The 23,533-nt window shown below is 35.7% G+C and carries 28 protein-coding genes and 1 tRNA gene; 24 read left to right on the forward strand and 5 right to left on the reverse strand.

The genetic code is table 11. The features are described 5' to 3' along the window. The first annotated feature begins 23 nt into the window (after positions 1 to 23). From CQA62_RS04640 to CQA62_RS04720, 17 genes are all read left to right on the forward strand, one after another. Positions 24 to 1,280, forward strand: a complete 1,257-nt coding sequence (locus CQA62_RS04640) for an adenylosuccinate synthase (protein WP_197720413.1) — start codon at positions 24 to 26, stop codon at positions 1,278 to 1,280. Next, positions 1,277 to 1,702, forward strand: a complete 426-nt coding sequence (locus CQA62_RS04645; protein WP_104724841.1) for a flagellar export protein FliJ — start codon at positions 1,277 to 1,279, stop codon at positions 1,700 to 1,702. The genes CQA62_RS04640 and CQA62_RS04645 overlap by 4 nt, the downstream gene beginning before the upstream one ends. After that, positions 1,699 to 2,304 carry a MotE family protein gene (locus CQA62_RS04650; RefSeq protein ID WP_115585123.1) on the forward strand — a complete coding sequence of 202 codons (606 nt, stop codon included), beginning with the start codon at positions 1,699 to 1,701 and terminating at the stop codon, positions 2,302 to 2,304. The genes CQA62_RS04645 and CQA62_RS04650 overlap by 4 nt, the downstream gene beginning before the upstream one ends. A gap of 39 nt (positions 2,305 to 2,343) precedes the next feature. Continuing rightward, entirely contained in the window at positions 2,344 to 2,817 is a 474-nt protein-coding gene (gene aroQ, locus CQA62_RS04655; protein ID WP_104724843.1) for a type II 3-dehydroquinate dehydratase, read from the forward strand. Then, a complete protein-coding gene (locus CQA62_RS04660; protein ID WP_104724844.1) occupies positions 2,795 to 3,838 on the forward strand; it encodes a M24 family metallopeptidase in 1,044 nt (347 codons plus the stop codon). Before aroQ ends, CQA62_RS04660 begins: the two co-directional genes overlap by 23 nt. Further along, a complete protein-coding gene (gene folK, locus CQA62_RS04665) occupies positions 3,835 to 4,305 on the forward strand; it encodes a 2-amino-4-hydroxy-6-hydroxymethyldihydropteridine diphosphokinase (RefSeq protein ID WP_104724845.1) in 471 nt (156 codons plus the stop codon). The genes CQA62_RS04660 and folK overlap by 4 nt, the downstream gene beginning before the upstream one ends. Before the next feature lie 21 nt (positions 4,306 to 4,326). Next, the gene (flhF, locus tag CQA62_RS04670) at positions 4,327 to 5,631 is read left to right on the forward strand and encodes a flagellar biosynthesis GTPase FlhF (protein ID WP_104724846.1); all 1,305 of its coding nucleotides are present in this window, start codon (positions 4,327 to 4,329) and stop codon (positions 5,629 to 5,631) included. Beyond that, complete coding sequence (locus CQA62_RS04675; RefSeq protein ID WP_104724847.1) at positions 5,628 to 6,488, forward strand: MinD/ParA family protein; 861 nt, start codon at positions 5,628 to 5,630, stop codon at positions 6,486 to 6,488. The genes flhF and CQA62_RS04675 overlap by 4 nt, the downstream gene beginning before the upstream one ends. A gap of 10 nt (positions 6,489 to 6,498) precedes the next feature. Continuing rightward, complete coding sequence (locus CQA62_RS04680) at positions 6,499 to 6,822, forward strand: hypothetical protein (RefSeq protein WP_104724848.1); 324 nt, start codon at positions 6,499 to 6,501, stop codon at positions 6,820 to 6,822. Positions 6,823 to 6,825: 3 nt separating this feature from the next. Beyond that, positions 6,826 to 7,530 (forward strand): RNA polymerase sigma factor FliA, encoded by a 705-nt coding sequence (locus tag CQA62_RS04685; protein WP_104724849.1) that lies wholly within the window; start codon positions 6,826 to 6,828, stop codon positions 7,528 to 7,530. After that, positions 7,523 to 8,584 carry a flagellar motor switch protein FliM gene (gene fliM / locus CQA62_RS04690; protein ID WP_104724850.1) on the forward strand — a complete coding sequence of 354 codons (1,062 nt, stop codon included), beginning with the start codon at positions 7,523 to 7,525 and terminating at the stop codon, positions 8,582 to 8,584. The genes CQA62_RS04685 and fliM overlap by 8 nt, the downstream gene beginning before the upstream one ends. Positions 8,585 to 8,595: 11 nt before the next feature. Continuing rightward, on the forward strand, positions 8,596 to 9,444 hold the full coding sequence (gene fliY, locus CQA62_RS04695) for a flagellar motor switch protein FliY (RefSeq protein WP_232006761.1): 849 nt from the start codon (positions 8,596 to 8,598) through the stop codon (positions 9,442 to 9,444). A 9-nt stretch (positions 9,445 to 9,453) separates the two neighbouring features. Further along, positions 9,454 to 10,344, forward strand: a complete 891-nt coding sequence (glyQ, locus tag CQA62_RS04700; protein WP_232006763.1) for a glycine--tRNA ligase subunit alpha — start codon at positions 9,454 to 9,456, stop codon at positions 10,342 to 10,344. 44 nt (positions 10,345 to 10,388) lie between these two features. Then, entirely contained in the window at positions 10,389 to 11,237 is an 849-nt protein-coding gene (locus tag CQA62_RS04705; protein ID WP_104724851.1) for a hypothetical protein, read from the forward strand. 151 nt (positions 11,238 to 11,388) lie between these two features. Next, a complete protein-coding gene (gene mraY, locus CQA62_RS04710; protein ID WP_104724852.1) occupies positions 11,389 to 12,453 on the forward strand; it encodes a phospho-N-acetylmuramoyl-pentapeptide-transferase in 1,065 nt (354 codons plus the stop codon). Then, positions 12,450 to 13,670, forward strand: a complete 1,221-nt coding sequence (murD, locus tag CQA62_RS04715; RefSeq protein WP_104724853.1) for a UDP-N-acetylmuramoyl-L-alanine--D-glutamate ligase — start codon at positions 12,450 to 12,452, stop codon at positions 13,668 to 13,670. Before mraY ends, murD begins: the two co-directional genes overlap by 4 nt. Positions 13,671 to 13,706: 36 nt before the next feature. Beyond that, a tRNA-Phe gene (locus tag CQA62_RS04720) sits at positions 13,707 to 13,782 on the forward strand. 228 nt (positions 13,783 to 14,010) lie between these two features. On the opposite strand, the gene CQA62_RS04725 is transcribed toward CQA62_RS04720, so the two are convergent. Continuing rightward, positions 14,011 to 14,607 carry a peroxiredoxin gene (locus tag CQA62_RS04725; RefSeq protein ID WP_104724854.1) on the reverse strand — a complete coding sequence of 199 codons (597 nt, stop codon included), beginning with the start codon at positions 14,605 to 14,607 and terminating at the stop codon, positions 14,011 to 14,013. Between the two features lie 155 nt (positions 14,608 to 14,762). Here CQA62_RS04725 and metK point away from each other — a divergent pair, with 155 nt between their 5' ends. The 7 genes from metK (at position 14,763) to CQA62_RS04760 (ending at position 19,383) form a co-directional block, all read left to right on the forward strand. After that, the gene (gene metK / locus CQA62_RS04730; protein ID WP_104724855.1) at positions 14,763 to 15,920 is read left to right on the forward strand and encodes a methionine adenosyltransferase; all 1,158 of its coding nucleotides are present in this window, start codon (positions 14,763 to 14,765) and stop codon (positions 15,918 to 15,920) included. Between the two features lie 157 nt (positions 15,921 to 16,077). Then, positions 16,078 to 16,353, forward strand: a complete 276-nt coding sequence (locus tag CQA62_RS04735; RefSeq protein WP_104724856.1) for a 4Fe-4S dicluster domain-containing protein — start codon at positions 16,078 to 16,080, stop codon at positions 16,351 to 16,353. Between the two features lie 112 nt (positions 16,354 to 16,465). Beyond that, complete coding sequence (gene ndk, locus CQA62_RS04740; RefSeq protein WP_104724857.1) at positions 16,466 to 16,879, forward strand: nucleoside-diphosphate kinase; 414 nt, start codon at positions 16,466 to 16,468, stop codon at positions 16,877 to 16,879. After that, positions 16,880 to 17,239 carry a DUF177 domain-containing protein gene (locus tag CQA62_RS04745; protein WP_104724858.1) on the forward strand — a complete coding sequence of 120 codons (360 nt, stop codon included), beginning with the start codon at positions 16,880 to 16,882 and terminating at the stop codon, positions 17,237 to 17,239. A 1-nt stretch (position 17,240) separates the two neighbouring features. Then, positions 17,241 to 17,387: a 50S ribosomal protein L32 gene (gene rpmF / locus CQA62_RS04750; protein WP_104724859.1), complete on the forward strand. Its 147-nt coding sequence runs from the start codon at positions 17,241 to 17,243 to the stop codon at positions 17,385 to 17,387. Between the two features lie 6 nt (positions 17,388 to 17,393). Then, complete coding sequence (gene plsX, locus CQA62_RS04755; protein ID WP_104724860.1) at positions 17,394 to 18,371, forward strand: phosphate acyltransferase PlsX; 978 nt, start codon at positions 17,394 to 17,396, stop codon at positions 18,369 to 18,371. A 10-nt stretch (positions 18,372 to 18,381) separates the two neighbouring features. After that, on the forward strand, positions 18,382 to 19,383 hold the full coding sequence (locus CQA62_RS04760; RefSeq protein WP_104724861.1) for a beta-ketoacyl-ACP synthase III: 1,002 nt from the start codon (positions 18,382 to 18,384) through the stop codon (positions 19,381 to 19,383). On the opposite strand, the gene mnmH is transcribed toward CQA62_RS04760, so the two are convergent. From mnmH to CQA62_RS04780, 4 genes are all read right to left on the reverse strand, one after another. Then, positions 19,358 to 20,326, reverse strand: coding sequence for a tRNA 2-selenouridine(34) synthase MnmH (gene mnmH, locus CQA62_RS04765; RefSeq protein ID WP_104724862.1), 969 nt, complete (start codon positions 20,324 to 20,326; stop codon positions 19,358 to 19,360). The two genes, CQA62_RS04760 and mnmH, sit on opposite strands and share 26 nt — an antisense overlap. After that, a complete protein-coding gene (locus tag CQA62_RS04770) occupies positions 20,316 to 20,888 on the reverse strand; it encodes a hypothetical protein (RefSeq protein ID WP_104724863.1) in 573 nt (190 codons plus the stop codon). Before CQA62_RS04770 ends, mnmH begins: the two co-directional genes overlap by 11 nt. Next, on the reverse strand, positions 20,885 to 22,018 hold the full coding sequence (locus tag CQA62_RS04775) for a sialidase family protein (protein WP_158653702.1): 1,134 nt from the start codon (positions 22,016 to 22,018) through the stop codon (positions 20,885 to 20,887). The genes CQA62_RS04770 and CQA62_RS04775 overlap by 4 nt, the downstream gene beginning before the upstream one ends. Before the next feature lie 197 nt (positions 22,019 to 22,215). Next, positions 22,216 to 23,382 carry a class I SAM-dependent methyltransferase gene (locus CQA62_RS04780; RefSeq protein WP_104724865.1) on the reverse strand — a complete coding sequence of 389 codons (1,167 nt, stop codon included), beginning with the start codon at positions 23,380 to 23,382 and terminating at the stop codon, positions 22,216 to 22,218. Positions 23,383 to 23,533 lie beyond the last annotated feature (151 nt).

Here is a 23,533-nt window from a genome sequence, read left to right on the forward strand (position 1 = left end):
TGGATTGGGAAAAAATGTAAGGAATCAAAATGGCAGATTTAGTTGTAGGGTTGCAATGGGGGGATGAGGGAAAAGGTAAGATTGTCGATATGTTAGCAAAACATTATGATATTGTTGTGCGATATCAAGGTGGACATAATGCGGGGCATACAATTGTTGTTGAAGGTAAAAAAATTGCTCTTCATCTTTTGCCTTCAGGAGTTTTATATCCTCATTGCCAAAATGTGATTGGTAATGGTGTTGTCATCTCTCTTTCTTCACTTTGGAAAGAGATTGAAAGTTTTGGGGTGGATCAGCTTAGAGGAAGACTTTTTGTCAGTGATCGCGCACATATTATTCTTCCTTATCATATTGCCCTAGATCAGCTTAAAGAAAAGATTAAAAAGCAAGAAGCAATTGGCACAACGGGCAAGGGGATTGGCCCTACTTATGCAGATAAGGCCTCAAGAGTAGGAGTAAGAATTGGAGAGCTTAAAAATTTTTCCCAGTTAGAATCTAAACTTAAAATTTATTATCAAGAAATTCAAACCGTGATCAGCTCTTTAGGTGGTGAAATACCAAGCCTTGAGATTATGATTGCAGAACTTAAGGTAATGGCTGAAAAAATCCTTCCTTTTGTCTGCGATAGCACGCAATTTTTGTGGAAAGCCCAAAAAGAAGGTAAAAAAATCCTTTTAGAGGGGGCACAAGGGAGTATGCTTGATTTAGATCATGGAACTTATCCTTTTGTTACAAGCTCCACAACAATGAGTGCAGGGGCATGTAGTGGGAGTGGGATAAATGTTAAAGAACTTCAAGAGATTATTGGAATCGCCAAAGCATATTGCACAAGAGTAGGGAATGGTCCTTTTCCTAGTGAGGAATTTGGCAAAATTGGAGAGGAAATTCAAAAAAAGGGGGGTGAGTTTGGCACAACTACTGGAAGGGCAAGACGATGTGGGTGGTTTGATGCGGTGGCAATGCGATATGCTTGTAAACTTAATGGATGCACTCAAGTGGTATTGATGAAGCTTGACGTGCTTGATGGATTTGATGAGATTAAGGTGTGTGTAGGGTATGAATATAGGGGGGAGAGAATTGATTATATTCCTTATGATTATGAGAATGTTAAGCCCATTTATGAGAGTTTTAAAGGATGGGAGAAGACAGAGGGAATAAGAGAATTTGATAAGCTTCCAAAGAATTGCAAAGAATATATTCATGCTCTAGAGGAAATGATAAAGTGTAGGATCTCTATTGTTTCCACAAGTCCAGATCGTGAGGATACTATTAGGCTTTGAGAACAAAATTTGATGCCATATTATTAAGCATACGCCAAAAGATTGCCCAATGCGAAAGAGAAGCAACCTTGATTTATCACCAAATTCAACAAACTCAGCAACAGATATTCTCTTGCACACAAAGTATTGCCCAAATGCAAATGCCCCTAAGTGGTAGTACTTTAGCCTTTAGAGAGCTTTATGATGGAAAAAAAGCTTTGATTCAAGAAATAGATGAGCTCAATCTCTATCTCTCTTCTCTCAAAGCTCAACTCAGGGATAAAGAAGAAGAACGCAAGGAGGTTGAATTGGAGTTTGAAAAAATCAAATACTTGCAACAAAAAGAGATTGCCCAAATGTTAAAAAATTTTAAACGCAAAGAACAGCAAGAGCTTGATGAGATTGCAGTGATGTTATTTGCCAAGCAGGGAGGAGAGAAATGAAGAAAGCTTTATTTACAGGAATATTAATGGTTTTTGTGTGGGGAGAGATTGTAGATTGTAATGCATTGTTTCAATCAAGAAAAGAAGAGATTGCTGGAGAGCTTCAAAAACTCCAAGAGCAACAACAAATGCTTCAAATCTTGCAAGGTGCAACAGAGGGGGTGCTTAAAGAGAGAGAGGCTAAGCTCAAGGCTCAAGAAGATGAAATAAAAAAGAAGCAAGAAGCTTTTGAGCAAGAAGAAAAAGATTTTCAAGCTAAGCTCAAGGCTCAAGAAGAGCAGAGTAAAAAACGTTTAGAAGAGCAAGAGAAAAAGATTAAAGATTTAATTGCTCAAAATCAAGCACTTTTAGAGGAAATTAAGGGTGTTAAACAAGATAAGGTTGTGCAAACCTATACAAAAATGAAAGATTCTAAAGCGGCTTTAATTTTAGAGAGTCTGCCTGCAAAAGATGCTGTTGATATTTTGGGAAAAATGGATGCAAAATTAATGAGCAGAATTATGGCAAAGATGACTCCCCAAAAAGCAGGAGAAATTACAACGATGCTTCAAGAAGTTCCAAGCCAAAATACTGATCTTAATCCACAACCACAAGCCCAATAGCTTTGTGTTATAATCTAAGAAAAATAAAAGAGGTGTAATATGAAAATCTTAGTGATACAAGGACCTAATCTTAATGTTTTAGGACATCGTGATCCACGTATTTATGGAAATGTTACTTTAGAGCAAATTCATCAAAATATGCAAGAAATGGCTAAACAAAATGAAGTTGAGCTTGAATTTTTTCAAAGTAATTTTGAGGGTGAAATCATTGATAAGCTCCAAGAGTGCATTGGTGGAGAATATCAAGGAGTGATTATTAATCCTGCAGCATACGCACATACATCAGTTGCAATTGCTGATGCAATTGCGTGTTGTGGTGTGCCCTGTGTTGAAGTTCATTTGAGCAATATTTTTGCACGTGAGGATTATCGCAATAAAAGCTATAGTGGAGCAGTATGTGCAGGTGTCATTTCAGGATTTGGAGCTTTTGGATATCATCTAGCACTCATTTCACTTTTTCAAATCATTAAAGAGATTAAAGCTATTACTGATGCACAAAAAAAGCAATCCTAGTTCTTTTTATTTTGTTACACAAGAGAGTGCTCAATATTATGAGTGCTCTTTTTGCTGTGATCATGCAGTAGTTCTTGTGTGTGAGGATGTTAAATTTTTTATTACAGATGGGCGTTACCAAACTGAAGCACAGCAGTATTGTAATTCCCAAACACAAGTGAGAATTGCTCATGATCTTTTTTTAGAACTGAGCTTTATTTTAAAAGCTCAAAAAGTCAAGGAACTTGTTTTTGATCCCCTTCTATTAAGCGTCGCAGATTATCAAAAACTCACTTCTATCCTTAAAGAGATTAGATTTATCCCTCAAGATAATTTTCATCAAGAGTTAAGAAAAGTAAAAACTCCTCAAGAAATTGAAAAAATTGCATATTCACAACAACTCAATCGTGAAGCATTTGCAAATTTTGGAAGTTTTTTATCAGAGAATATGGGAAAAAGTGAAAAGGAATTGCAGTTCCTCTCTAAAACTTTTCTTACACATCAAGGAGAGTTTAATCTAAGTTTTGAGCCTATATTTGCACTCAATGGCAATGGTGCTAAACCCCATGCTCTTCCAGAAAGTCAAAGTGTCTTAAAAAATGGAGACTGGATTCTTTTTGATGCGGGATTAAAGTATGAGAATTATTGCTCAGATATGACACGTTGCGGATATTTTGATAAGGGGGTAGACTTCTTTTCTCCTAAAATTCACCCTCTTCATCAAAGGCTTTATAATATTGTGCTTAAAGCTAAGGAATATGCTATAGAAAATCTAAGAGAAGGAATGAGAGCAAAAGAAGTTGATGCTCTTGCTAGGGGCGTGATTGAGAAGGAAGGATATGGTAAATATTTTGTGCATTCTACGGGGCATGGCATAGGATTAGATATTCACGAATTACCGCGTATTAGTCCAAGAAGCGAAGAGATTATTTCTGAAGGAATGGTTTTTTCTATTGAACCTGGAATCTATTTGCCTGATGAAATTGGTATTAGACTTGAGGACTTAGTTGTTATTAAGAATGGTAGGGCTCAAAAATTATGAGAAAACTCTATTGCACCTCATACTTTCCCTATACATCCAAAAAGCCTTTTATATATCGCAATAAAGTTCTTTTAGGGATTGGAGGAAATTTGGGAGATTGTATTAAGCGCTTTTGTGCTCTTTTTAAACAAATCCAAAGTCATCCACGTTTGAGTATTCTTTCTACTTCTCCTATTTATCGCAATCCTCCTTTTGGTTACACAGAACAAAATGATTTTTATAATGCTACAATTGAGCTTTCTACAAATCTTTCACTCATTGAATTGTTTTCAATCGTTTTTTATTGGGAGAGAAGATGGGGGAGATTAAGAAAAAGAGAATTTAAAAATGCTCCACGAACATTAGATATTGATATTTTATGGTTTAATCAAGCAAAAATAAAGCGTCCCTATCTTACAATACCTCATCCATATTGGCAAGAAAGAGAGTCGGTGCTTGTGCCATTGAGTTTACAAAATATAGTTTAAAAAACACAATAAAGGGAAGAGATGAAGCTTTACACTTACCAAGGTGAAACTCCTGATGAGGCTTTGCGAAAAGCAAAAGGTGTGCATGGTGATGATTCTGTGATCATTAATACCAAGGAAATTCGCAAAAAAAGTCTAACAGAAAAAGGCTTGTATGAAGTTGTCATTGCTGCTGAAGAAAGAAATGAAGTGGCTCCGCGAAATAGTGTCAAACAAAAGCTTGAGCAAATTGCACAAAAGCAATATGACAAGAAAAAGCAAGAAAATAAAATTACTTTAGAGAATGATGGGGATCTTTCCCAGAGGGCAAAAGCGATTTCTAAACTCATCACCTCTGCTAATAATCCTTATAATATTCAAAATAATCTTCAAACTCCAGCAATACCAAAACACCAAGAGCATAGCAGTGAAGATATTAAAGCAATTAAGAAAGAAGTTGAGCAAATGAGCGATAGAATCAAGCTCATTCAAAGTATGTTTTGGGAAGAAAAAAATCAGCCCCATAAAGAAATGAAAATTCCTCAAGAATTTGCAGAAATTTATAATCTTGCTAAAAATAGTGGAATTGATAAGGAGCGATTAGATGCTTTAATGGAGCTTAGTTTAGAGCTTATGCCACTCTCAATGCGTTCTAACTCTCAAACCATTAAGCGTTATTTTAGAGAAGTGCTTAGGAAGATGTTTGAATGCAAGGAGGAGCATCTTGGAGGGCGAAATATTATTATGTTTGTTGGACCTACAGGAGTGGGAAAGACAACAACACTTGCTAAAATTGCAGCACGTTATTCTTTGATGCTCAATAAACGTCATAAGGTTGGAGTAATTACACTTGATTCTTACAAAATTGCTGCAATGGAGCAGCTAATGACTTATGCACGAATGATGAAACTTCCAATCGAGAGAGTTGATGACCCAAGGGATTTGCAAGCGGCAATTGATCGTCTAGGGTATTGTGATTTTATTTTAATTGATACTGCAGGTCATTCTCAATACGACAATCAAAAGCTTGAAATGCTTAAAAAATATTTGAGCAATGAGTTTTTAATTAGTGTTAGCCTTGTGCTTTCTGCAAGCACAAAATATGAAGACTTAAAAGATATTTATCAATCTTTTAGCACGGTAGAGATTGATAATGTGATTTTTAGTAAGCTTGATGAAAGTCGAAGTTTTGGGAATATTTTTTCCTTGGCATGCGATATTAAAAAGCCTATTAGCTACTTCTCTATTGGTCAAAGTGTCCCTAATGACTTGCTTGTAGCTGATAATGACTTTTTAGTAGATTGTTTGCTTGAAGGATTTAAAAAACCTAAGAAGGATATGCGATGAGTCATCAAGCCACTGAATTAGCTGAGTTGGTTGAGCAACAAAATAAAAAGAGGACCGAGGTTATCGCAATTACAAGTGGAAAGGGTGGAGTAGGGAAGTCAAATATTTCTGCAAATCTTGCCTATACACTTTATAAAATGGGCTATAAAGTTGCGGCATTTGATGCAGATATTGGTCTTGCTAATCTGGATTTGATTTTTGGTGTTAAGGCACATAAAAATATTCTTAATGTTCTTAAGGGAGAGTGCGAGCTAAAAGATGTTGTTATTCCTGTTGAAAATGGATTGTATCTTATCCCTGGGGATAGTGGAGATGAGATTTTTAACTATATTACAGAGGATTCTGTAGCAAGACTGATTGATGAGAGTGGGGGAGTGCTTGGAGACATTGATTTTTTAATCATTGATACAGGTGCAGGGATTGGAGGACTTACTCAAAAATTTCTTGATGCAAGTGATATGCTTATCGTTGTAACAATGCCTGATCCTAGTGCCATTACGGATGCATATGCAGCCATTAAGGTGAATGCAAAAAAACGTAAAAATATTTTTATGATTTTAAATATGGTTAAATCCGCAAAAGAAGCCGAAAATGTCTATTTAAGAATGAAACAAATTGCCTATAAAAATATGCACTCCCTTTCTTTAGAGTTTTTGGGCTATATTCAAAGCTCCCCTAGTGTATCCTCAGCAACAAGAGGACGAACACTTTTTAGCCGTGTAGATCCAAGCGATCAATCTTCCTTGCAATTAAGAGATATTACGCGTCAAATTCTTTCAAAAAGGGAACGAAAAATGCTAGTTGAAGAGAAGAGTGGCTTTGGAGGCTTCTTCCAAAGATTGTTAAAATATCTATAAGGATTTTTTGATGCGTCCGGATAATTTTATTGGTTTCTCTATTGTTTCTGGCTTTTTTTTGGGACTGATTTTTGGATTTTTGGCATTTGAGCAAGTGGAGCTTGTGATCATCTTTGCCATGATTATAACGAGCGTTTGCTACTTGATCTCTGTAAGTGCTATTTCTGTTTTTAATCTCTTTATTGATTTTAGAACTCGAGAGTTTAATAAACAACAACTTGAAAACAACCTAGAATATTATGTTGAGCAATTTGGAAAGAAAGAAGAAGAGCTTGTGAAGGTTTTGGACTATATTAAAAAGATTGAGCTTAATAAAGAGGGACAAAAGGCGTAAGTGATGGCAAAATCCAAATCCAATGGGTATAATCAAGCTTTAAAATACTCTCAAGATGAATTAGCCCTACAGTATCTTCCTGCAGTTAAAGCAATGGTCTATCGTCTTAAAGAGAGATTGCCAAGCTCCATAGAGTTTGGGGATTTGATTTCTATTGGAACAGAAGAGCTTATTAAAGTGGCACGACGCTATGACAGTTCAATTAATGATTCATTTTGGGGGTATGCAAAGATTCGTGTTAATGGGGCAATGCTAGATTATCTGCGCAATCTTGATGTGCTTTCTCGTTCTTCAAGAAAGTTGGTTAAAGCTATTGATATGGAGGTTACAAAATATCTTAATGAGCATGATTGTGAGCCAGATGATGAGTATTTAGCAGAAGTGCTAGGAGAGGATGTAGAAAAAATTAAAGAGGCAAAAATTGCCTCTGATATCTACGCCCTTGTTCCTATCGATGAGCAATATAATGCCATTGAGGGTGATAATGTTTCTTTGCGAGTGGAAAAAGAAGAGCTTATGGAAAGGATTGCAGAAATTTTGAACACTCTTTCTGAAAGGGAGCAAATGGTTATTCAACTTTATTACTTTGAAGAGCTTAGCCTCAATGAAATTTCTCAAATTCTCAATATTACAGAATCAAGAATTTCACAAATTAATAAAGAAGTAGTCAAAAAGATTAGAAGTTCCCTGGGAGATATTAATGGCTGATATATTAAGTCAAGAAGAAATTGATGCCCTATTAGCCGTTGTTGATGAAGAGGGTGGGGAGAATAGTGATTCTTCTTTTGTGTCACACACTAAGCATCATGATGTGACACTCTATGATTTTAAACGACCAAATCGTGTAAGCAAAGAACAACTTAGGGCCTTTAGAGGAATACATGACAAGCTTGCTAGAAGCCTCTCTTCTCAGATCTCAGCAGCGATGAGATCGATTGTTGAGATCAGTCTTTATAGTGTAGATCAAATGACTTATGGGGAATTTTTAATGAGTTTGCCAAACCCCACAAGCTTCAATGTTTTCTCTATGCGTCCACTTGATGGCACGGGTGTTTTAGAAATTAATCCAAGTATTGCTTTTCCTATGATTGATAGGCTTTTGGGAGGGAAGGGAGAGCCTTATAATAGCGATAGAGAATTTAGTGGCATTGAGCTTTCTTTACTGGATCCGATTTTATATCAAATTGTACAAAATCTTAAAGAAGCTTGGGCACCAGTCACTGAGATTTATCCAGTAATTGATACTAAAGAAACTTCAGCATCTGTTGTGCAAATTGTTGCGCAAAATGAGATTGTGATTATGGTTGTTATGGAGATTGTGATTGGGAACTCTAGGGGAATGATGAATTTATGTTACCCCGTTATTTCTCTTGAGGCCATACTTTCGCGATTAGGAAGTCGGGATCTGATGCTCTCAGATACCAATACTAAAAAAAGTCGTAATAAAGAACTCCAAGCTCTTATTGGAGGATCTGAGGTGATTGTAAGCGTAGGACTTGGAAATGCAACACTTGATTTAAAGCATATTTTAGATCTTAAAGTTGGAGATATTATTCGTCTTGATTGTCCTGCAAATGATGAAGTTGTTGTAAGTATTGATGGAAGAGAAAAGTATATTGCTGAAATTGGATTGCAACGCTATAGAAAGACAGTTAAGATTAAAGAAGCAATTCGAACAGAAAAGGATGAAGTCAAAGATATGCTTGAACTTCTTGAAGAGCAAAGAAAAATCCGTGCAGTCCAAAGTAGCGATGAAGATTAAGGAGGAGAGATATGGTAGAGATGGTCAAACTTTTTATAGATTTCTTTATTAAGGAGGGGGGGAACGCGGTTGAAGGCTTGCTTGGTGTTAAACCTGAAGTTTCATATCTTGATCTTGTTGCTCTTGATGGTGAAAACATTAAACCTCCCTATATTCTTGTGCAATTAACTTGTAGTGCCGAGGGGATGAAAGGGGTTGCAAATACAGCGACAATTATCCCAGCAGCATTGGCAACAACACTTTCTTCTATGATGGTGGGAGAGGAAGGGGTGCCAAGAGATGAGATCACTCCTGATGATGTTGATGCAATTAAAGAGATTGTTAATAATATTACAAGTGCGGTGAGTTTGGGACTGCAATCAGATGATGTTCTTCCAACAATGAATTTTGAGATTACAAGTGCTGAGATTATAACTTCTCAACAAGATTTATCCCCATTCGTGAGTGCGTGGAATTACAATTTCTCAATCAATGGTGTAGATTCTCATATTATTAATCTGGCTTCAGCGGAGTTTGTCAATTATTTCAAAGAGAAGTTTGAGCAAAAAAATGAAGAAGAGAAAAAGTCCTCAGCTCCTACAATTCTTCAAGATGAATTAGGAAATATTGCAATGATTCTTGATGTCAAGCTTAATGTGCATGTGCGTATTGGACAAAAGAGAATGCTCTTAAAAGATGTGATTGCAATGGATATTGGAAGTGTGATTGAGCTTAATCAACTTGCCAATGAGCCACTAGAGGTGCTTATTGATGATAAAGTGATTGCCCATGGTGAGGTTGTGATTGTGGATGGAAACTTTGGGGTACAGATTACTGATATTGGAAGTAAAAAAGAACGACTAGAACAAATCAAAGTATAAAGGGTGAAGATGAAAAAACTTAGTTTGTGTGACATGCTCTTAAGATTGCAAAATTTTTGGAAGGAGCAGGGATGTTTAGTGCTTCAGCCCTATGATATTCCAGCGGGGGCAGGGACATTTCACCCTGCAACTTTGCTTAGAAGTCTAGATTGCAAACCTTGGAGTGTGGCCTATGTTGCACCAAGTCGCCGACCAACAGATGGAAGATATGCAGAGAATCCTAATCGATTAGGCACTTACTATCAATTTCAGGTTTTGATTAAACCAAGCCCACAGAATATTCAAGAGACTTATTTAAAGTCTTTAGAGGTTTTAGGGATTAATCGGAGTGAACATGATATTCGTTTTGTTGAAGATAATTGGGAATCTCCAACTTTAGGTGCTTGGGGCTTGGGTTGGGAAGTATGGCTTGATGGAATGGAGGTGACACAATTTACGTATTTTCAGCAAGTGGGGGGAATTGTATGTGATCCTGTGGCAGTAGAAATTACTTATGGAGTTGAGCGATTGGCGATGTATATTCAAGAGGTAGATAGTGTTTTTGATATTGAATATGCCAATGAAAATGAAATTGTATATTACTCAGATGTGCATCTAGAAGGTGAGTATGAGTTTTCAAAATACAACTTTGAGATTGCAGATATTAAGCTCTTGTTTTCTCTGTTTGATCAAGCTCAAGAGGAGGCTAGAAGATGTCTTCAAGCAGGAATTCCTCTCCCAGCATATGATTACACAATGCTCTCTTCGCATTTTTTCAATGTTTTGGATGCTAGAAAGGCTATTTCAGTGGCACAGCGTCAAAACTATATTCTTAAAATTCGTGAGCTTGCTAAGGGGTGTGCAATGCTTTATAAAGAGCAAGAAGAACAAAGAAATATTCGACTTAAGAGAAATAAATAAATTTGCATTGTAGAATACCTCCAATTTAATCTTTAGGAGGAGCAATGAAAAAGATTTTTACACCTTTATTGTTTTTTGTGTGGCTTTTTGCTAATGGGCCTGCCTCTTCGGGTGTAAATATTATTCCTAAAGATAAGGTGCATTTAGGTGGAGAACTGAATATAGGCATTGATTATTATCAATACAAAGAGCCTAATGTCATGAGTATTTCAGGGCCAATGCTTGGTGTAGATGGAAATTTTGCACTTGGGTATAAATTTTTTAAGTTTCAGCTTGATGGATTTTTTTCTTCCCACCTCAAGAAGAATGCTTATAAGGGGGGATTATTTAATTCTGTAACTGGGCAAAGTATTCCCTATGATACAGATTCTGAAGATTGGTATTTAGGGGTTGCTACAAGATTTGGGGCGGCTTTTAATCTCAATGGAAGAGAGGTTGTATTTGTTTATGGTGGATTTGGCTATCGATATTTGCACAATATGATGATTGATCAACCAGGAATTAAGGCCTCTTATGAAAGAGGGCAAGAATATATATATTTTTTGGCAGGATTAGATGGAGAGATCCCAATTAATCGTGTTGTTTCTATTATTGGAGAATTGCAATATCGTCAGCTTATCTACGGATATCAAGTCAGTGGAATGAGTGATTTGGGATATGACAGTGATTTTTACTTTACACAAACCAATGGGATGGGTGGAAGAGTGAGTTTGGGAGGTAAATTTTATCTTCCCAATCAAATGGCTTTTAAGCTAAAAATCTATTTTGATTTTTGGGGGATTGAAGACTCTGATCTTGTTCAAGGATATAGGCAGGGGCAGCTCATTGGTAATTTTGTAGAACCAAAAAATACAACAAAAGTAGTAGGAATGAGTTTGGGATTGACATTTTAGAAGTCCATTTTTTGAAATTTTTTAGCAAAAACTATAAAAATTTTGATACAATGCCACTTTCAAGTTTCAAATCTGAGATTTCTGTAGGGGGTTCTAGGTTCCCCCACCCCCTATCCTAGAACCCCCTAGAGAAATCTCCAAGGCTTCAAAAATGTTTTTCTACCTTTATTCTCATTTTGGAATCAATATTTTTCAATATATTACTTTTAGATCGGGTTTAAGTTTTTTTATTGCTTTTTTTCTTAGTGTGGGCTTGATGCCACTTTTTATTCGATGGGCAAAAGCAAAAAAAGCAAATCAACCTATCTCAAGTTATGTGCCTACGCATGAAGGTAAAAAAGATACTTCTACAATGGGGGGCATTATTTTTGTATTGAGCACTTTGATTGCAAGCTTACTGTGTGCAAATCTCTCTAATGCCTATATGTGGATTGGACTTGCCGCATTGGTGAGTTTTTGTTTAGTAGGAGCAAGAGATGATTATATGAAAATTTCTGCAAAGAGCAATGCGGGAATGAGTGCAAAAATGAAATTCTTTCTTTTGCTTATCATTGCGATTATTCTCTCTTTATTATTGGTGAATATTGGGCATAGTGGGCATATTTATGTGCCATTTATGAAAAAACCTCTTTTTAATTTTGATTCTTTATCAATTTTGAGTATTGGATTTTGGACACTTGTATTTTTGGCAACTTCTAATGCTGTGAATATCACAGATGGACTGGATGGATTGGCTACTGTTCCAAGTATTTGTGCGCTTATTTCTCTCTCGATTTTTGTATATGTTGCAGGACATGCTGGGCTTTCAGGTTATCTTTTATGGCCAAGAGCAATTGATGCGGGAGAACTTGTTGTTGTTTCTGTTGCACTTATTGGAGCTCTTTTTGGCTTCTTGTGGTATAACTGTCACCCCGCACAGGTATTTATGGGTGATAGTGGAAGTTTGGCCTTAGGCTCATTTATCGCTTACATGGCAATTGTTTCAAATAATGAGATTTTGCTCTTTTTGATTGGTTTGATTTTTGTCATTGAAACGCTTTCAGTGATTTTACAGATAGGGAGTTATAAAACTCGGGGTAAAAAAGTTTTTTTAATGGCCCCTATCCATCATCACTTTGAAATGAAGGGTTGGGCAGAAAATAAAATCATTATTAGATTTTGGATCATTGCAATTCTTGGTAATCTCATTGCACTCCTAAGCTTAAAAATTCGATGATTGCACTTCTTGGCTTTGGCAAAACCAATCAAGCACTTCTAGAATATATTAATGCGCAGGGTATACGCTGTGTTGTGTGTGATGATGGTCTTGAGGGTGAGAGAGAAGATGAATTTGGCAATATTTTTACCTACGATTTAAAACACCACATTACGACTTTGCAAATCCCTTCTCCTGGAATTCCTCCTTATAATCCAATGATTAAGAATGCTAAGAATTTGCTCAGTGAATATGATTATATTCTCTCACAAATTCAAGCTATGCAGATTTGGATTAGCGGAACTAATGGTAAAACTACGACCACGGAAATGCTTGAGTGGTTGCTTAGGGATTTTGGAGGCGTCAGTGGAGGAAATATTGGAACGCCTCTAGCTACACTTGCAAGACAAAAACCAAAGATTTGGATTCTTGAGACAAGTTCTTTTTCTCTGCATTACACCAAAAGAGTATTCCCCCATTGCTATATTTTACTTCCTTTGAGTGAAGATCATATTTTATGGCATGGAAGTTTTGAGAGCTATATAGAAGATAAGTTGAGCGTATTGGCAAGAATGGGAGAAGCTGATGTGGCATTTATCCCTAAAGCCTTGTGCGCGCATCCTTTGATTAAGAACTATAAAGGAAGATTATATTTGTATGAAAATTCTAAAGATTTAGCAGAATTTTTTGGAGTGGAGTTAAAAAGTATCCCTTTTAAAGAGCCTTTTTTGCTTGATGCACTTTTAGCACTTAATGGAGCAGAGGTGGTGTGTGGGCAAAAGAGGATACAAGAGATTGAAAACTACAAAATAGGGGAACATAAAATTCAGGAATTTAGAGACAAAGAGGGAAGAATATGGGTCAATGATTCTAAGGGGACAAATGCAGATGCAACAATTTGGGCGCTTAGAAATTATAAGCAAAAAAAGATTTACTTGATTTTGGGAGGAGAAGATAAGGGAGCAGATTTAAGTTCTCTTTTTGAAGAGATGAAAGCAGGGAAGGTAGAGGTTTTTGCAATTGGCAAAAATGCTTTAAAACTCAAAGAGCTTTGTGATGCCTATCATATTCCTTGTAAGATTTGTAATATTTTAGAAAATGCAGTAAAAGAAATTCATTCTATACATACCCAGAAAAGTATCGCACTTCTTTCACCTGCTGCAGCAAGTCTTGATCAATTCCATTCCTATAAGCATCGTGGAGAGGAGTTTATGCATATTGTGCAAAGTTTGAGATAAAAATATTAAACTTTCTGATATAATTCTCTCTTTTATGGCTTGATAGCTCAGTCGGTAGAGCAGAAGACTGAAAATCTTCGTGTCGGTGGTTCGATTCCGCCTCAAGCCACCACTATGATTTTCTCCCCTTTTCTTAAAGTATCTCAAAACTCCTTAGAAAGAAAGCTAGAAGTCTTTGATCATTTTAAAAAGTTTCAGGAAAACCCCCTATAAATCAAATAATTTTTAATATAGCTTGATTTTTGAGAAAAACTTATATTAAAAACCTTAAATAAGTATGTAAATTTGAGAGCTAAAAAAATGTAAAAAAATTCCCCCAAAGGGAGAATTGAGGAAAGAATTAAAGTTTATCAGCGTTATTTTTAAGGTAATCCGCCACACCTTCTGGATTGGCTTTCATTCCTTTATCACCCTTGTGCCATCCAGCAGGACAAACCTCACCATATTCTTCAAAAAATAACAATGCATCCACCATTCTAAGCATTTCATCAACATTTCTTCCAAGTGGAAGGTCATTAATCACTGAATGGCGAACAATCATATTTCTATCAATAAGGAAAGAACCTCTTAAAGCAACTGCATTACCAAAAAGTACATCATAATCTCTTGCAATATCATGAGTAAGGTCAGCTACCATTGGGAATTGAACCTGTCCAATACCTCCTTGTTCAACAGGTGTATTTTTCCATGCAAGATGAACGAATTCTGAATCGATAGATACACCAATAACATTAAATCCTTTTGCTTCAAAATCTTTTACTCTTTTATCAAATGCAATAATCTCTGAAGGGCAAACAAAAGTAAAATCTTTTGGCCAAAAGAAAAGAACAGCACCATTTTTCCCAAGATTTTTAGAAAGTTGAAAATCTTCAATAATTTGATTATTTCCTAATACTGCTGTGGCTGTGAAGTCAGGAGCTTTTTTTGTTACCAACATTGCAAATCCTTTATATATAAATTTTCATAGTTAATAATTTTTATCAACTAGTGAAGAAATTATAAATTTAAAATGATTAATCGAGGCAAAAAATAGTCAAAATCTTTATGAAAAATAAGATAGAATGCATAAAATTTCAAATACGAGGTGTTTTTATGAAAAATGAGTTTCTTTTTACTTCAGAATCTGTTACTGAAGGCCACCCTGATAAAATGGCTGATCAAATCAGTGATGCAATTTTGGACTATATTATTGAGCGGGATCCAAAAGCAAGGGTAGCATGTGAGACTTTGGTTTCTAATGGTTTTTGTGTGATTGCAGGTGAGTTAAAAACTAGTACTTATGCGCCCATGCGAGAAATTGCAAGAGAAGTGATCAAAGACATTGGTTATACTGATGCGCTTTATGGATTTGATTATAAAAGTGCAGGGATTTTAAATGGTGTGGGAGGACAAAGTTCAGATATTAATCAAGGTGTAGATAGAGAAGATGGAGAGATTGGAGCAGGAGATCAAGGTCTTATGTTTGGCTATGCTTGTAGGGAAACAGATGTGCTTATGCCCTTACCCATTTACTTAGCTCACCAACTCACCTTTGGACTTGCTCAAAAGAGAAAAGATGGAACACTCCCTTTTTTACGACCTGATGGAAAATCTCAGGTGACAGTTAAATATGAAGATGGAAAACCTGTCAGTATTGATACAATTGTTATTTCTACTCAACACTCTCCAGAAGTGAGTCAACAACATATTAAAGATGCAATGATTGAAGAGATTGTATATCAATATATTCCACACCAATACCTCAATGACAATATTCGTTATTTTGTAAATCCCACAGGGCAATTTATTATTGGCGGACCTCAAGGTGATGCAGGACTTACGGGAAGAAAGATTATTGTAGATACTTATGGAGGAAGCTGTCCTCATGGGGGCGGAGCTTTTAGTGGAAAAGATCCAAGCAAGGTAGATAGAAGCGGAGCTTATGCAGCAAGATATGTGGCTAAGAATCTTGTAGCAAGTGGAGTGTGTGAGAGAGCTACTGTCCAAGTTGCCTATGCAATTGGTGTGGTTGAACCAGTCTCGATTTTAGTTAATACCCATGGCACAGGAAAGGTAGAAGATAGTAAAATTTGTAAATGTGTGAAGAATGTTTTTAATCTTACTCCAAAAGGAATTATTCAAACTCTTGATTTGCTTCGCCCAATTTATAGGAAAACCGCAAGTTATGGGCATTTTGGACGAGAATTACCAGAGTTTAATTGGGAGAAGATTGATAAGGTTGAAGCAATTAAGGATTTCTTAAAATTTTAAATATTATAAACTAAAAAAAAGGGGGAAACTTTTTGTAATAAAATTAAAAATCCAAAGAAAAAATATAAAAAAATATAAAACTTCTATAAACTTTAGCTATACTCACAATTGGGTTCAAAATGAGAATCTAAACTTGAAAATCCAAAAAGGAGAAAAAATGTCTGTAAAGATTACTGATATTTGCATTGCTTGTGGTTCTTGTATTGATGAGTGCCCAGTAAGTGCGATTGTTGATGATGATGATAATCCAGAGGGAACAGGAACATATTACGTATATGCTGATAAGTGTGTTGAGTGTGTGGGGCATAATGATGAACCTGCTTGTGCAAGTGCTTGCCCAACTGATGGCTGTATCGTATGGAGCGCAGTAGGAAGTGTAAGTCGCGATTCTATCGGTGCTGATCTTAGAGACGGAACACATCCAGTTTGCTAAGTTTTTCCCACTTTTGGGGTGGGGAAACTTTCTCTTTTACTTAATTTTTCTCAAATTTTTTTTAATTAAAAGGTATAATCATTAATTTATTTCTATTGTGAGTGAGAATTTTATGGAGTATACATTATCTATCATCAAACCTGATGCCGTGGCTAAAGGGTATATTGGAAAAATCATTGATCGTTTTGAGAGTAATGGTTTGCGAATTGCTGGGATAAAAAAGCTTCATCTAACTGCTGGACAAGCACAAGAATTCTATGCAGTTCACAAAGATCGCCCATTTTTTGAAGGATTGGTGAGCTTTATGACAAGTGGACCTGTAGTTGTAATGGTACTTGAGGGGGAAAATGCAGTTTTTAAAAATCGTGAGCTTATGGGTGCAACGAATCCAAAAGAAGCGATTAAAGGAACAATTAGAGCAGATTTTGCACAAAGTATTGAAGCAAATGCAGTGCATGGAAGTGATAGTTTGGAAAATGCAAAGATTGAGATTGCATTTTTCTTTTCTGAAATAGAAATACTCTAAGTGAAAATAGAATTTAAAAAAATTACTGACACTCCCAAGAGTTTTTCTCTTCAAAGTCAGGGTGTTAAGCTTAGCGGAGAGGTACGTCGTATTTCTGCGAAGCTTTTTGAAATTAAAGCTCATCTAGAAGGTGAGATTACCTTGGTCTGTGATCGGAGTGCACAGGAATATCAAGAGCCACTTAATGAGGTTTTGGTTTTGTATATTTCAAATGGAGTTTGGGATGTACAAAGCCAAAGTGATTTGATAGCAGATTTTGATGTTATTGAATTCTTTGATGGCTTTATTGATTTTGAGTATATTTTGCAAAGCGAAATCCATTCAATCCAAATGGATTACCATATAAAAGAAGGAGTTTAAAATGGCAGTACCTAAGAGAAGAGTGAGTAAAACTCGAGCAGCTAAGAGAAGAACACATTACAAAATTACTTTGGCTAAGCCAATTAGAGATAAAGATGGTAGCTGGAAGCTCCCTCATACAATTAATAAGTTTTCAGGAAATTATTAATCTACAATGAAAATTGTCCTAGATGCAATGGGGGGAGACCATGGAGTTCAGCCCATAGTTGAGGGACTAATTTGTGCACTTAAGCATAAGGAATTTTCACCTATTATTGTAGGAGAGAGTGCAGAGATACAAAAATTCATCCCTCAGGATTTGCGATCAAAAATACAAGTTATTCATTGTTCTGATTATATTCAAATGCATGAGCTTGCATCAAGTGCGACCAAACGTAAAGAAAGTTCAATTTATATTGGAATGGAGCTTGTTAGAAATGGAGAGGCTGATGCAATTGTTTCCGCAGGTCATAGTGGAGCAACAATGAGCTTAGCCACTTTGCGATTGGGAAGAATTAATGGTGTGTCTCGCCCTGCAATTTGCACAATGATGCCCACTTCTATCGAAGGTAAATATAGCTTGATCTTAGACGCAGGTGCAAATACAGATTGCAAACCTGAATATTTAGTGGATTTTGCATTGATGGGCTATGAATATGCCAAAAGTGTTATGGGGACTGCCAATCCTAAAGTGGGGTTACTCTCTAATGGGGAAGAGGATATAAAAGGCAATGAACTTACAAAAGAAACTTTTTCATTGCTCAAAGAATATGGATTTTTTATTGGCAATGTTGAAGGGAAAAATATTTTTGATGGCAGTGTAGATGTTGTAGTGTGTGATGGTTTTGTTGGAAATCTTGTGCTCAAATCTAGTGAAGGTGTGGCGAGTGCAATCAGTAAAATCCTTAAACAAGAGATCAAAAAATCTGTTTTTTTTATGCTGGGTGCATTTTTGATGAGAAAAGTCTTTAGGGCACTTAAGGCCCGAACTGATCATTCTGAGTATGGGGGGGCTCCATTGCTGGGGGTGAATAAGACAGTTATTATTAGTCATGGAAGCAGTAATGCTAGAGCCATTGAGTGTGCGATTTATCAGGCAATTCATGCTTTAGAGGCTAATGTTTGCGATAAAATTAAAGAATTGAAATCATAAGAGAGAACCGATGGTATATGCTTCACTTAAGTCTATTGCTTCTTATGTTCCTAGTCGTTGTGTGAGCAATGCTGATTTTGAAAAAATAGTTGATACAAGTGATGAGTGGATCACTAAGCGCACGGGAATTAAGACACGCTATTTTGCTCAAGAGAGCGAAGCAACAAGTGATCTGGCAACCAAGGCTGGAGAGCTTGCAATTAAACGAGCAGGATTAAAGCCAAGCAATATTGATATGGTCATTGTTGCTACACTGAGCCCTGACTTTATTGGAATGCCCTCTACAGCGTGCATAACTTCCTATAATCTTGGAATCCAAAATGTTCCTGCATTTGATATCACAACAGCTTGCACAGGTTTTATTTATCTGCTTTCTATTGCCAAGGTATTTATCCAAACACAGGAATATAAAAATATTCTCATTATTGGAAGTGAAAAGATCAGTTCTTTGCTAGATTTTAGTGATAGAAGCACCTGCGTACTTTTTGGTGATGGTGCAGGAGCTGCAGTATTAAGTGCAACTCAAGATCCTCAGGAGGCAATCTTAGATGTGCATATTAGTGCAAATGGAAAATATAGTGATTTTCTCATTACCCCTGCATGTGGAAGTAGAACCCCAGCAAGTGTAGAGGCTTTAGCAAATCACTTACAATTTATTAAAATGAAAGGCAATGAAACCTTTAAACTTGCTGTCAAAACTCTTGCTAATGATGTGGATCATATTTTAAAGAAAAATTCCATTGCTCCTAGTGAGGTGAAATATTTTATTCCTCATCAAGCTAATCTTAGAATTATCTCTGCAGTGGGGGAAATGCTCGATTTTTCTAAAGAACAAATTGTGGTAACTGTGGATAAGTATGGCAATACTTCAGCGGCTTCTATCCCTATGGCCATCAATGAAGTTTTTGAGAGTGGCAAATTGCAAAAAGGAGATTTGCTTTTACTTGATGCTTTTGGTGGAGGGTTGACTTGGGGATCGGCACTTCTTAGATTTGCTGGATCTCTCTCTTAAGGTCTTCAAGTTCTTTGAGTGCTAAGGCAGGATCATCAGAGCTAATTGTGTATTGGCAGTTTTTTTGGCGATAGACCCTATCATAATACTTTTCAATTAAAATGCTTGCAACATTTTCAAAATCCCTTTTTTCCCAATACTTTAAAATATCTTTGAGATATTCTTTTTTGATGTAGGGTTTGATTTTTTCAATACAAGAGAGAAAATTTTGTTCTTTAATAGAGGAATACATAGTGACTATACGTTGAATGCGATGAGTAAAACTTGAAATGACTTGTACACTGACTCCATTATGATAGGCTTGGAAAAAAGGTGTAGGCAAAATAACTTTTCCCAATCTTTTGCTTTCTCCTTCAATTAAAACAACATTCTTTTTAGTGCAGAGTTCTTCATATAAAAGATTTTCAAACATTGAGTTTGTGGGCTGTCCTTGAAATGAGTTAGCTTCATCTCCAAAGCTTGAGCCATAATGTTTGCTGAGCTTCTCAATATCAATACTCCAAGAAGAACATTGAGCAATAAGCTCACTTTTTCCACAACCTGTAACACCATAGAGGGTGATAAAGCGTTGGGTTGGAGGAGTGGCTAAAGATTTAAGCACTTCATTGCGATAAGTTTTATACCCTCCTTCTATTCTTTCACAATCAAAGCCAATTTGTGAGAGGATACTCCAAAAGCTTTTACTTCTCTGACCCCCTCTAGCACAATAGAGGGTAAGCTTATTGCGTGGGTGAAAAATCTTTTCATTTTTAAGATGTTCTGCAATATTTTGGCAGATGTATATACTTCCTATACGTTTAGCCTCAAATGTATTATGACGATAAAGTGTGCCCACCTCTTCATACTCAATATCATTAAGCACTGGAAAAGAAAGGGAGTTTGGGATATGAGAATAGGCATATTCTCTTGGACTTCTTACATCAATGATAAAGTTAGTGCGCATAGAGTTTTCCTAAAGTTGCTTTTAAAAGTAAAGAGAGTGATATATAAAGCCAAAGTACTGCATCCATCATAAAGGCAAAGATATTGCCCCCAGCAATAAGATAGCCTATGCAGGAAAGAAGAAGTAAAACTCCAAGATAAGGTTGGACTAGATAGCCTAGAGCAACAATAATGAGTGCATATAAAATCTGTATATAAAAATTTGCATTAAATAAATCAATTCCCCAAAGATAATTTATATTTCCCCAAAAGAGTATAAAGCCAAAACCAAAAAGAAATATTTTTGCTCTTGGATTAAGAATAAGGGTTGTATTGGTAGGAAATATATCTTTTGTGATTTTGAAATTTGCAAGCAAAGAGCAGAAAGAGAGTAGAGCCAGTAAAAGGCTAGGATTCCCACAAATGCTATCAAGCCATTGGGTTATACTTAAAGAGAGGATAAGGGGAATATTGCAAAGAAGAGCAATAGAGGCAGAGAGTATCAAGGGATATTTAAAATGTCTTAAGATATATGCGCAAGCACAAAAGATTGTAATTGTATAGACAGCAGTATTGTAGGTCATTGTTTTTCCTTGAGCCATTGAGTATTAAATCGAATATGGGCAATATGTGAGCGATTATAAGTATAGATGATATCTACCCATTCTCCATTACTGATTGCTGTAGGATAGGAAACTTCTATACTCTTTCCTTTTTCACGTTTGCCTTGAGCAACATCTAGAATTGTAATTTGCTTCCATTGATGATCTAAAAGTTTAGAGAGCACAAGCGTTCCTCGAGATTCCTGAGGATTTCTCTCTCTTGTATTATGCACAAGGAAAATTTTCTCTCCAATTCCAAAAAGTGCAATAGAGTTCCCTTCATTCATCACATTGCTTGCAAAAGGCTTGCCCCATTTTTTTCCACCATCAAAGCAGTATTGCATATTCATAGGACCATCATTATAATTTCTAAAGACTGCAAGACATTTTGTAGGGCTTGTGGCAATAAGACTGGGTTGCAGTTGTCCTGCAAGTGAGGTGGTTTTAATCTGTTCTAAAACATTGCCCTGCTCATCAAATCGCACAATTAAGGGATATTTATCTGCAAGTTCATGATAAATGGGCAAATAAAATCCCCCATCTTCTAGTGCAATAGGTTGGGAACGCACAAGGTGACTGAGGTTAAGCAAAATTCCAAGGTCTAAACGTTGTTTATAAGTAAAGCTTTTTCCCTCATCATTTGAAATATAGTGATAAATTTTACTTGTTGCCCATCCTCCAAAACTTACACCAACAACAAAGAAATGGATTTCTCCCTTGGGTGATCGAAACAAAACAGGGTTTCCAAGCATTTTGATGAATTGTTTGGAATCTTTTTTGAGTTTGAAGCGATCTAAATAGCTTTTTGGCTTACTCCAGATATTGGTTTTTGGATTATACAGACTTCCATAGATCTGCACATCAGGCTTTCCTTCACCACTGCCTGCAAACCACATTGCTAGGAGTGAGCCATCTTTGAGTGAGGTAAGAGTTGCAGAATGCACAGATTGGGCGTGATCTAAAGTAGGTAGGGAATTGTAAAAATATTCAGAAGTGGAAGTTGTGACCTCTTTGGGTGGGAGCAAGAAGAGTGGAGAGGTAGGGGGTTTGTGAGTAAAAAGAATCCCTAAAAATACTAAAACCACTGCAAAAAAGAAGAGTTTTTTATCCATAATGTTCATCCCTTACAAAATTGAGTATTTTATCTTTTATTTTGCAGGAATATAAAGATAGGAATTAAAATCCATTGCAATATTGCAATGGATGGGAAATTGAAATTTCTATTTTTTAGGATCAAGCAAATTAATTTAAAAAATAATATTTATTTAAATTGAAAAATCTATTTTAAGAAAGAGACTTTTAAAATCAATTAATCTTGATAGATTCCTGCATGTGTCATTGGAATATTATTATTAACTCCTTTTGTTAATAAAAATTGAAAAATATCAGCACTTCCAACTCGGAATGCTGATGCGCAACTTTTAAGATACAAACGCCACATTCTAATAAATTTTTCATCATACATATTTTTGATCTTATCAATCTCTCTTTCAAAATTATCTTCCCAAATATCTAGTGTTTTTGCATAATGTAATCTTAAACTTTCTGCTAATAAAAGGTGAAAATCAAACTCACTCATAATACTAATAAGTTCTCTTAAAGAAGGGAGATATCCTCCAGGGAAAATGTATTTGTCTATCCAAGCATTTGTTTCTCCTTCAAATGAGCATAAAATTGTATGAAGCAAAAAGCTTCCACCCATCTTTAAACTTTTCTTAACCTTACTGAAATAAAGAGGAAAATTTTCTTTACCCACATGTTCAAACATTCCAACCGAGACAACTTTATCAAAATAATTTTCCATATCTAACTCTTGATAGTTTTTAAGCATAATTGTGACTTTTCCTTCAAGATGATGATCTTTTACCCTTTGCGTTGCTTCTTTGTATTGTTCCTCTGAGAGAGTTAGTCCTACAACCTCTACATCATATTTTTGTGCTGCTATTACAGAGAGCCATCCCCAGCCACAACCTATCTCAAGGAGTTTTTCTCCAGGTTGGAGATTAAGTTTTTTTAGAGTGTGTTCAATTTTATTGATTTGTGCTTGATATAAATTATCGGTAGGATTTTTAAAATATGCGCAAGAATAGCTCATTGTTGAATCAAGCCAAAGTTTGTAAAAATTATTGCCTAAGTCATAATGACTTTTGATATTTTTACTTTCTTGTTTTGTGTGGATTTTGCTTGTGATTTGTGTATATTTATTGAGATGTTGATAATTGCTAAATTGATAAATTACATAAGCAATTTCATCAAAATCTCCCTCAATCTCAATATTCCCTTCCATATAAGCTTCAGCAAAGAGCAAACTAAGATCTTTAGATAAAGCATTAAGTCCAAATGGCTTTTTTATCATAATGCTAAAAGCAGGTTTCTTTTTGCCTACCTTAATTTCTTCATTATCCCAGAATTTAATCAAATAATTACCAAAATTCCATTTCTTAAGAACTTTTTTGATTAAAAATTTTTCAAACATTTTAAAACGCTCCCTTTAAGGAATTAATAATACTTTAATTATATTACAAATATATTTATTGATTGATAAAGATTATTAATAAAAACTTCAACTCTCTATTTTTATTGGACCTATGAAGGAGTGTTAAATATCGCAATTGATTTATTATTTT

The organism is Helicobacter cholecystus, from assembly GCF_003364215.1.
GTDB classification, from domain to species: Bacteria; Campylobacterota; Campylobacteria; order Campylobacterales; family Helicobacteraceae; genus Helicobacter_G; species Helicobacter_G cholecystus.

Excerpts from the sequence above, each read along its gene's own strand:
- CQA62_RS04770 (WP_104724863.1), bottom strand. The coding sequence starts at position 20,888 with ATGACCTACAATACTGCTGTCTATACAATTACAATCTTTTGTGCTTGC.
- CQA62_RS04760 (WP_104724861.1), top strand. The coding sequence starts at position 18,382 with ATGGTATATGCTTCACTTAAGTCTATTGCTTCTTATGTTCCTAGTCGT.
- mnmH (WP_104724862.1), bottom strand. The coding sequence starts at position 20,326 with ATGCGCACTAACTTTATCATTGATGTAAGAAGTCCAAGAGAATATGCC.
- CQA62_RS04705 (WP_104724851.1), top strand. The coding sequence starts at position 10,389 with ATGAAAAAGATTTTTACACCTTTATTGTTTTTTGTGTGGCTTTTTGCT.
- CQA62_RS04650 (WP_115585123.1), top strand. The coding sequence starts at position 1,699 with ATGAAGAAAGCTTTATTTACAGGAATATTAATGGTTTTTGTGTGGGGA.
- ndk (WP_104724857.1), top strand. The coding sequence starts at position 16,466 with ATGGAGTATACATTATCTATCATCAAACCTGATGCCGTGGCTAAAGGG.
- CQA62_RS04725 (WP_104724854.1), bottom strand. The coding sequence starts at position 14,607 with ATGTTGGTAACAAAAAAAGCTCCTGACTTCACAGCCACAGCAGTATTA.
- plsX (WP_104724860.1), top strand. The coding sequence starts at position 17,394 with ATGAAAATTGTCCTAGATGCAATGGGGGGAGACCATGGAGTTCAGCCC.
- metK (WP_104724855.1), top strand. The coding sequence starts at position 14,763 with ATGAAAAATGAGTTTCTTTTTACTTCAGAATCTGTTACTGAAGGCCAC.
- aroQ (WP_104724843.1), top strand. The coding sequence starts at position 2,344 with ATGAAAATCTTAGTGATACAAGGACCTAATCTTAATGTTTTAGGACAT.
- murD (WP_104724853.1), top strand. The coding sequence starts at position 12,450 with ATGATTGCACTTCTTGGCTTTGGCAAAACCAATCAAGCACTTCTAGAA.
- CQA62_RS04660 (WP_104724844.1), top strand. The coding sequence starts at position 2,795 with ATGCACAAAAAAAGCAATCCTAGTTCTTTTTATTTTGTTACACAAGAG.
- CQA62_RS04735 (WP_104724856.1), top strand. The coding sequence starts at position 16,078 with ATGTCTGTAAAGATTACTGATATTTGCATTGCTTGTGGTTCTTGTATT.
- fliM (WP_104724850.1), top strand. The coding sequence starts at position 7,523 with ATGGCTGATATATTAAGTCAAGAAGAAATTGATGCCCTATTAGCCGTT.
- mraY (WP_104724852.1), top strand. The coding sequence starts at position 11,389 with ATGTTTTTCTACCTTTATTCTCATTTTGGAATCAATATTTTTCAATAT.
- rpmF (WP_104724859.1), top strand. The coding sequence starts at position 17,241 with ATGGCAGTACCTAAGAGAAGAGTGAGTAAAACTCGAGCAGCTAAGAGA.
- CQA62_RS04675 (WP_104724847.1), top strand. The coding sequence starts at position 5,628 with ATGAGTCATCAAGCCACTGAATTAGCTGAGTTGGTTGAGCAACAAAAT.
- CQA62_RS04685 (WP_104724849.1), top strand. The coding sequence starts at position 6,826 with ATGGCAAAATCCAAATCCAATGGGTATAATCAAGCTTTAAAATACTCT.
- CQA62_RS04780 (WP_104724865.1), bottom strand. The coding sequence starts at position 23,382 with ATGTTTGAAAAATTTTTAATCAAAAAAGTTCTTAAGAAATGGAATTTT.
- fliY (WP_232006761.1), top strand. The coding sequence starts at position 8,596 with ATGGTAGAGATGGTCAAACTTTTTATAGATTTCTTTATTAAGGAGGGG.
- CQA62_RS04775 (WP_158653702.1), bottom strand. The coding sequence starts at position 22,018 with ATGGATAAAAAACTCTTCTTTTTTGCAGTGGTTTTAGTATTTTTAGGG.
- glyQ (WP_232006763.1), top strand. The coding sequence starts at position 9,454 with ATGAAAAAACTTAGTTTGTGTGACATGCTCTTAAGATTGCAAAATTTT.
- CQA62_RS04680 (WP_104724848.1), top strand. The coding sequence starts at position 6,499 with ATGCGTCCGGATAATTTTATTGGTTTCTCTATTGTTTCTGGCTTTTTT.
- folK (WP_104724845.1), top strand. The coding sequence starts at position 3,835 with ATGAGAAAACTCTATTGCACCTCATACTTTCCCTATACATCCAAAAAG.
- flhF (WP_104724846.1), top strand. The coding sequence starts at position 4,327 with ATGAAGCTTTACACTTACCAAGGTGAAACTCCTGATGAGGCTTTGCGA.